Source organism: Herbaspirillum sp. B65, assembly GCF_000333555.1.
Taxonomy (GTDB): domain Bacteria; phylum Pseudomonadota; class Gammaproteobacteria; order Burkholderiales; family Burkholderiaceae_D; genus Herbaspirillum; species Herbaspirillum rubrisubalbicans.
Window position 1 is genome coordinate 1 of sequence record NZ_BADI01000560.1, and the last position, 7735, is coordinate 7735.

Here is a 7735-nt window from a genome sequence, read left to right on the forward strand (position 1 = left end):
ACAGCCGGACTGACATGGATGACCAACAGTTGCTGCGCTACTCGCGCCACATCCTGCTCGACGATATCGACATCGCCGGTCAGACCCGCCTGCTGCAGTCGCACGCGCTGGTCATCGGCGCTGGTGGCCTGGGCTCGCCTGCCGCCATGTACCTGGCCTCGGCCGGGGTAGGGCATATCACCCTGGTGGATCACGACACGGTCGACCTGACCAACCTGCAGCGCCAGATCATGCATACCACCGCCCGCGTGGGCCAGCCCAAGGTGGAATCCGGTCGCCAGGCCCTGCAAGAGATCAATCCCGGCGTGCAGGTCACCACCGTGGCCGAGCGCGTCGACGGCGCACGCCTGCAAGCCCTGGTGGCGCAGGCCGACGTGGTGCTGGACTGCAGTGACAACTTCGCCACCCGTCATGCCGTCAATCGCGCCTGCGTGGCCGCCGGCGTGCCGCTGGTGTCGGGCGCAGCGATCCGCTTCGATGGCCAGGTCAGCGTGTTCGATACGCGTCAGCAAAGCGCACCCTGCTACGCCTGCCTGTTCCCGCCCGAGCGCGAGTTCGAGGAAGTGCAATGTTCCACCATGGGCGTGTTCTCGCCCCTGGTGGGCATCATCGGCACCATGCAGGCCGCCGAAGCCATCAAGCTGCTGGCCGGGATCGGCCGCTCGCTGGCCGGACGCCTGTTGATCCTGGATGCGCGCGAGATGGAATGGACCGCCATAGCCATCGGCCGCGACCGCCAGTGCCCGGTATGCGCCCAGCGGCATAACTGAATGCCGTGCGGGAATGCCCTGGCACGCATGTCCGCTTCCATCCCGCCCCACTCTTCTGGTATAAACTCGTTTGGATGTTGCAACGCAATTCACAATGGTCACCTTTGAGTCACCTTGGATTGCTGCGCAGCATCGAGCCAGGCTGATGTCCGGAACGACGATAATTCATAACGCGATCAGCCCGCCCCGCATTGCCCGTCACAGGGGGAGTCATGAACCGCTTCATGAGCTGTGCTGCTGCCTGCACGTCGCCGTCCCAGACATGGCCCACAGGGCCGCTGCGCCAAAGGCTTGGCATTGCGAATCGTTGGTGTACAATCCTTGACCGCGAAAAAGCGTGCGCCAACCGCTGCGCTGCGGCCTGGGTAACCGGGCGGGCCAGCCGAACGCGTCAACGTCGATTGAAGAGGTGCCAACGCGGCTAGGGAAGTGGATTCAAAAGCGACCTGTTCCGGCAGCCCAGTATCAGCCGGGATAATGGATATAGTTGAAAAACCCGTAGTATTGAAAGTAAGCGAAGTGGCAACCAAGACTCCCAAAACTACCCCTGCAGCGCAGTTGCTGAGCGAGGAAGAAATCCTCAAGATGGATGAGAAGGACTACATGAACGAAGCGCAGCTCGCTTTCTTCAAGGCCCGTCTCCAGCAACTGGAAAAGGATCTGCTCAAGAACGCGGATGAAACCACCGAACACCTGCGCGAAACCGTGCTGGTGCCGGACCCGGCCGACCGCGCCACCATCGAGGAAGAACACGCCCTGGAATTGCGCACCCGCGATCGCGAGCGCAAGCTGCTCAAGAAGGTGCAGCAATCCATCGTGGCCATCGACAATGGCGAATACGGCTGGTGTGAAGAGACCGGTGAACCGATCGGCATCCCGCGTCTGCTGGCGCGCCCGACCGCGACCCTCTCGCTGGAAGCGCAGCAACGCCGCGAACTGAAGCAAAAGCTCTACGGCGACTGATCTTCGCCCTGCAATCAAGCCTGCGCCCCAGGGTGCGCAGGCGCAGTGCCGGCAGCCCTGTTGCCGGTGCAGGACCGTTGACCCCGTCATATCGAGTCGGCGCCCCCGGCGCCGCTGTCGATTTCCACACCGTCTCATTCCATGAACCGTCTGCGTTCCCTGCGTAGCCCCGCCATCATCGCCTTCCTGGCGATGACGTTGCTGTTTGCGCAGATGCTGGGTTTCGTGCACGGCATCGCGCACGCCGGCTGGGTACCCGGGACGGTGCATTCGCTCATCAGCGAAGCGCTCTTCGATGAAGCCGAGGAGGATCACGCTGCTGCCTCGGTGGCTACCAGCGCTGCACTGGGCAGCGACTCCGAGCGTGACGCCGATGCGCATGACCTGCACGACGTCCATGCCCATCATGCGCATCACTCCTGCCTGGACTATGACGCCGCCGCGCTGTCGGTAGGCGTGCATTTCGATTTCCCGCCCTTGCCGCTGCTGCCCCCGGTGCGCCTGCTGGCCTTGTGGCAGGCCTTCGCCTCCTGGGACGCGCCGCTCAACTGCCATTTCTCCTCGCGCGCCCCGCCGCGCTGAATTCCTTCCTCCCCCATTACTGGTTACCGGTTGTCCCTCGCGTATCCGTAGCTGGCCTGGCCGCCAGTTGCGATCGCGTGCCGACGGCCGGTGTATCCGCGCCGCTCCATCCCCAACAGAACAACAGGGGCGGCGCCTCGCGCATAACAAGGAATTCACATGGCATTGCAACGCCAACTCATCGCCTCGGCCGTCCTCACTGCCCTGGCTGCCTGGTCCGTTTCCGCTGCGGCCCAGGTTGCTGATACCACTGCGGCAGCATCGGCTGCCCCGACCACCCCGACCGTCCCGGCTACCCAGCCGGCCCTGCAACCCATCGTCGTCACCGCTACTCCCTTCGCCTCGCAAGAAGACGTGCAAGTACTCACCCCGGCCAAGGTCATTGCTGGTGACGAACTGCGCAACAAGCTCGGTAATTCACTGGGCGATACCCTCAATGGCGAACTGGGCGTATCGGCTTCCGCCTTCGGTGCCGGCGCCTCGCGTCCCATCATCCGCGGCATGGAAAGGGCCGCGCGTGATGATCCTGCAAAACGGCATGGGCGTGGCCGATGTCTCCACCGTTTCCAACGACCACGCAGTGGCCACCGAAGCCGCCACCGCGCGCCAGGTCGAAATCCTGCGCGGCCCGGCCACATTGCTGTACGGTTCCGGTGCCATCGGCGGCCTGGTCAACGTGGTCAATGACCGCATCCCCACCGAACTGGTCGGCAAGCCCACCGGCACCGTCGAAGGACGCTACGGCACGGTCGATGGCGAAAAGAACGGCTCTTTCTCGCTCGACACCTCGGCCGGCCAGATTGGCCTGCACCTGGACGGCAACTACCGCGACACCGACAACTACAAGATCCCCGGCAACGCTCGCCAGGCAGACAGCAGCAGTGCCTCCGGTCGCCTGCCCAATTCCTTCACGCACGAGACCAGCCTGGGCGCCGGCATCTCCTACGTCAGCAACTGGGGCTATGTTGGCTTGTCGGCGGCCACGCTGGATGACCACTATGGCATTCCCACCGATGAGATGTCCTTCATCGACCTGCACCAGAGCCGCTACGACTTCGATACCGTGGTCAACCGGCCCTTTGCCGGTATCGAGAAATTGCGCGTGCGCATGGGCTATACCGACTACACCCACATCGAGAAGCAGCAGAATGGCACGCCCAATACGGTGTTCTCCAACCGCGCCCTGCAGACCCGCTGGGAGCTGACCCACGCACCGTTGGCCGGCTGGCATGGCACCTTCGGCGTGCAGACCGAGCAGAGCAATTATTCGGCCCTGGCGCCCGATACCGGCGCGGCCGAACTGACCCCGCCGACCCGCTCGAACTCGTTTGCCGGCTTCCTGGTAGAAGAACGCCAGTTCGGCCAGGTACTGGCCAGCGCCGGCCTGCGGGCCGAAAGCGTGAGCCGCCGCCCGGATAGCGGCAGCGGCCTGCCGGGGCGCGACTTCAGCCTGCTGTCCTGGTCCACTGGCGGCCTGTGGGCCTTCCAACCCGGCTATGGCCTGGGCCTGACCTATTCCTTCGCACAGCGCGCCCCCACCGTGGAAGAGCTGTATTCCAACGGCCCGCATGAATCGACTTCGACCTTCGATATCGGCGATCAGCAATTGAAGAAGGAAACGTCACACAACGTCGAATTGAGCCTGCAGAAAACCGAGGGACTGGTGCGCTGGAAGGGCAACGTGTTCCGCAACAAGGTCAATAACTTCATCTACGGCCGTACCAACGGCCAAGTCGACAGCAGTGGCGCGGCCGACCCCAACGGCGAATTCACCCAGCGCTTCTGGTCGCAGGGCGATGCCACCATCCGTGGCGTGGAAGCCGAAGTCACCTACAACTGGAACGGCGAAGGCCTCTCCGGGCGTGTCTTTGCCGACACCTCGCGCGGCACGCTGGAAAACCTGGGCAACCTGCCGCTGCAACCGGCCACCCGCTACGGCATAGCACTGGGCTACAAGACCGGCCCCTGGGCCAGCGGCGTGAAACTCTTGCGCGCGCAGAAGCAGGACCGCCTGGCCTCCTTCGAAACCTACGAAACCCCGTCCTATACCCAGCTCGACGCCAATCTGTCCTATACCCAGCGCATCAATGGCGCCAAGCTGACCTGGTTCGCCCTGGCGCGCAACCTGCTCAACCAGGACATCCGCCTGTCCACCTCGGTGCTGCGCGAGTCGGTGCCGCTGGGTGGCCGCAACTTCATCGTGGGGGTGCGCACGAGCTTCTGATTTCTGAGGATAGGTCACAACGGCGCCTGCCAGTCGCAGTGGGCAGGCGTCATCGAGTGCCAGCGGGAGACTGCGCCTCCCGCCAGCGCGGCTTGCCCGGCCGTCTCCGCAAGGAGGCTGCCGGGCTTTTTTTGCCGCACCTGCCCGCTACTTGCGCCTTACGGAGCGGGCGGGAAGTCCAGTACTGTATCGTTCACACGGTTGAACAGATTGGTGAAGGTAATGGCCGTTACTGCCAGCAGGGTATCGACGATCTGGGCATCGCTGTACACCGCGCGCACGCGCTCCACCACGCTGGCTTCCACGGTGCCGCTGGTACCGACCAACTGACGAACGAAATCGGCCAGCACGTCCAGCTTGTCGTCGCCCGATGCCTGGCCGTGGCGCACACCCTCGATAGCCTGGGCCGACAGGCCGACCTTCTTGCCCATCAGCGCATGGGCCGCCAGGCAATAGTCACAACCAGCCTTTTGGCTCACGGCCAGCTTGATGGCTTCGATTTCCTTGGCCGACAGGCTGCTCTTGCGCAGCGCGCCATCCAACTGCAGCGCCGACTCCAGCGCCACCGGGCTCAGACTGCCGATGCCGGCATAAGCATTGGGCACCATGCCGATGGCCGACTTGATGGCGGCAAACAGTTGTGCGGCCTGGCCGCTGGCTTGACTGACGGGGGTAGTGTTCAAACGGGACATGGTCATTCTCCTTGGTGAGGGTTAGCGCCTGGGCCTTGGCGGGATTGCCGTGGTGGCCGTGTTGCGCATGGATGTACTTTAGGCGCGCGCGATGAAATTATGAATGCTTGAAAATGGCTTAAAATTGCTCAAAAAGCTCACTTCAAGAAATCTGTTCAAGGAAGCCCGATGGATGCCCTCAGCCGTCTCTTGTCCCTGCATCCGGTGCGCGCCGGCCTGGATATCCGTTGTCGCTTCGGCCAGCCCTGGCATTTGCCGCACCCGGCCCTGCCCGAGGGGGTGGCGCCGTATCACTTCATCCTGGAGGGGCGGGCGCAATTGCAACTGGCCCAGGGCGAGCCGCTGGCGCTGCAGGCGGGCGACCTGGTCGTCCTGACGCGTGGTGCTGCCCACGGCATCTTCACTGCGCCCGCCGCGCAGGCCATCGCGCCGCGCCAGGGCGTGACTGCCGCGCCGGTGCGGCTGCATGTCAACGATGACCAGGGCGGAGGGGCTCAGCCGCTATCCGATTTCCTCTGTGGGCAATTTCATTTTGAGGCCCCGCATTCCAATGCCCTGGTACAGGCCTTGCCCGAGGTGCTGCTGGTGCGCGGCGCCGAGCTGCCCGATGGCGATGGCCTGCGCACGCTGGCCGCTTTGCTGCGCAACGAATGCGGCGGTGCCGATGGGCGTGGAGAGTTACGGGCCGGTGCCCAGGCGGTGGTAGCCGCCTTGGCGGCGGCCCTGTTCGGATTGGCCATCCGTGCCTGGCTGGCCCAGGGTGGCCCGCGGCCGGGTTTGCTGGCGTTGCTGGCCCATCCCGTATTGCAGGAGGCGCTGCAGGCGATGCTGCAAGCCCCGCACGAAGATTGGTCGCTGCCACGCCTGGCAGCGTTGTGCCACATGTCGCGCGCTACCTTCGTGCGGCGTTTCCAGGAAGTGGGAGGCGCGACCCCGGGCGAGGTCGTGCAGCAATTGCGCATGAGCCAGGCGGCGCGCTTTTTGAGCTATAGCAAGATGTCCACGGCGCAGATCGGAGAAGCTGTGGGCTACCAATCGGAGGCGGCCTTCAATCGCGTCTTCAAGAAATTCAGCGGGATGGGGCCGGGCGCTTACCGGCGCAAGATGAGGGGCGCGCAAGCGCAGCAAGGAGCGATCAGCGAATAGGCAGGCGGATAGTGTTCTTCACTTCTTCCATCACTGCATAGGTATGGGTCTCGCGCACGCCCTTGAGTTGCAGCAGCGACTTGCCCAGAAATTCACGATAGGCGTTCATGTCCTTGACCCGCGACTTGACCAGGTAATCGAAGCCTCCCGCCACCATGTGGCACTCCATGATCTCGGGAATGCTCTGCACGCTTTTCTTGAATTCGGCGAAGACATCTGGCGTGGTGCGATCCAGCACCACCTCGATGAAGACCAGTAGCGACACATCCAGCAGTTCGGGATTGAGTTGCGCCGCGTAGCCCAGGATGTAGCCAGCCTCCTGCAGCTTGCGCACCCGTTCCAGGCAGGCGGCCGGCGACAGGTTCACGCGGGCAGCCAGATCGACGTTGCTGATGCGACCATCGTTTTGCAACTCCGCCAGAATTTTCTTGCTGATCTTGTCGAGTCCGGCCATGGTTTCTGAACTTTATTCAGTGAAAAAAATATAGAGAAAATTTTATTCTGATTATAAAGGTAATAAACGCGCCTAATATCAAGGAAGAGTCAATAGAATCCTCCCTCATAAAAAATATAACGTAGTGCGGGCATGAAGCGGAATTCACCTGAAGTTCACTCTGCTTCTGCGCGGATGACAGCAGCACCTCGTCAGCAATGGAATGCACGCCCCGGCCCACAAGGCGGGGGTGGCGCAATTCCTGCTTTTCCAGCGTTTTCAAATGCAATCACCAACCGCAGTCTGACTTTCTAGAAGAGAGGAAACACCCCATGTTCAAGCGCGTCTCCGGACTCAACATCATCGCCGCCTCGCTGGCGCTGATCCCCGCCTTCGCCATGGCGCAGGAAACCCAGGTCGTCAAGATCGGTTTCTCCAGCCCGCTGACCGGGCCGCAGGCATCGGCCGGCAAGGATAACCAGGGCGGCCTGATGATGGCAGTCGAGCGTCTGAATGCGCAACCCATTACCGTGGGCGGCAAGAAGATCAAGTTCGACGTCCTCGCCGAAGACGACCAGGCCGATCCCAAGCAGGGCGTGGCCGTGGCACAGAAGCTGGCCGACCAGGGCGTCAAGGCCGTCGTCGGTCCCTACAACTCGGGCGTGACCATTCCCGCCTCGCGCGTCTATAACGATGCCGGCATCGTGGTGGCCACCGTGGCCTCCAACCCCAAGATCACCCAGCAAGGTTTCGCCACGCTGTTCCGCGTGGCCGCCAGCGACAGCCAACTGGGCGGCAAGATGGCCCTGTACGCAGCCAAGGAGCTCAAGCTCAAGCGCGTGGCCGTGATCGATGACCGCACCGCCTATGGCCAGGGCCTGGCCGAGGAGTTCGCCAAGGTCGCCAAGGCCAATGGCATCGAAGT

General features: G+C 63.1%; 7 protein-coding genes and 1 pseudogene. 6 read left to right on the plus strand and 2 right to left on the minus strand.

Going from position 1 to position 7735, the window contains the following annotated elements:
• Window positions 1-14 precede the first annotated feature (14 nt).
• The 4 genes and pseudogenes from I5W_RS13600 (at window position 15) to I5W_RS13615 (ending at window position 4539) form a co-directional block, all read left to right on the plus strand.
• Complete coding sequence (locus tag I5W_RS13600) at window positions 15-770, plus strand: HesA/MoeB/ThiF family protein (protein ID WP_044529632.1); 756 nt, start codon at window positions 15-17, stop codon at window positions 768-770.
• Between the two features lie 477 nt (window positions 771-1247).
• On the plus strand, window positions 1248-1733 hold the full coding sequence (gene dksA, locus I5W_RS13605; protein ID WP_017453054.1) for an RNA polymerase-binding protein DksA: 486 nt from the start codon (window positions 1248-1250) through the stop codon (window positions 1731-1733).
• 141 nt (window positions 1734-1874) lie between these two features.
• Window positions 1875-2315 (plus strand): hypothetical protein, encoded by a 441-nt coding sequence (locus I5W_RS13610; RefSeq protein ID WP_044529633.1) that lies wholly within the window; start codon window positions 1875-1877, stop codon window positions 2313-2315.
• A gap of 159 nt (window positions 2316-2474) precedes the next feature.
• A pseudogene (locus I5W_RS13615) lies at window positions 2475-4539 on the plus strand (TonB-dependent receptor).
• A gap of 158 nt (window positions 4540-4697) precedes the next feature.
• On the opposite strand, the gene I5W_RS13620 reads toward I5W_RS13615, so the two are convergent.
• Window positions 4698-5231, minus strand: a complete 534-nt coding sequence (locus I5W_RS13620; protein WP_044529634.1) for a carboxymuconolactone decarboxylase family protein — start codon at window positions 5229-5231, stop codon at window positions 4698-4700.
• A gap of 168 nt (window positions 5232-5399) precedes the next feature.
• On the opposite strand from I5W_RS13620, the gene I5W_RS13625 reads away from it, so the two are divergent.
• A complete protein-coding gene (locus I5W_RS13625) occupies window positions 5400-6377 on the plus strand; it encodes a cupin domain-containing protein (RefSeq protein WP_044529635.1) in 978 nt (325 codons plus the stop codon).
• Here I5W_RS13625 and I5W_RS13630 read toward each other — a convergent pair.
• Window positions 6367-6831 carry an Lrp/AsnC ligand binding domain-containing protein gene (locus tag I5W_RS13630; RefSeq protein WP_008334229.1) on the minus strand — a complete coding sequence of 155 codons (465 nt, stop codon included), beginning with the start codon at window positions 6829-6831 and terminating at the stop codon, window positions 6367-6369. The genes I5W_RS13625 and I5W_RS13630 overlap by 11 nt on opposite strands.
• A gap of 311 nt (window positions 6832-7142) precedes the next feature.
• Here I5W_RS13630 and I5W_RS13640 point away from each other — a divergent pair.
• Window positions 7143-7735 (plus strand): branched-chain amino acid ABC transporter substrate-binding protein (locus I5W_RS13640; protein ID WP_044529636.1); only part of this gene is annotated, 593 nt, incomplete at its 3' end.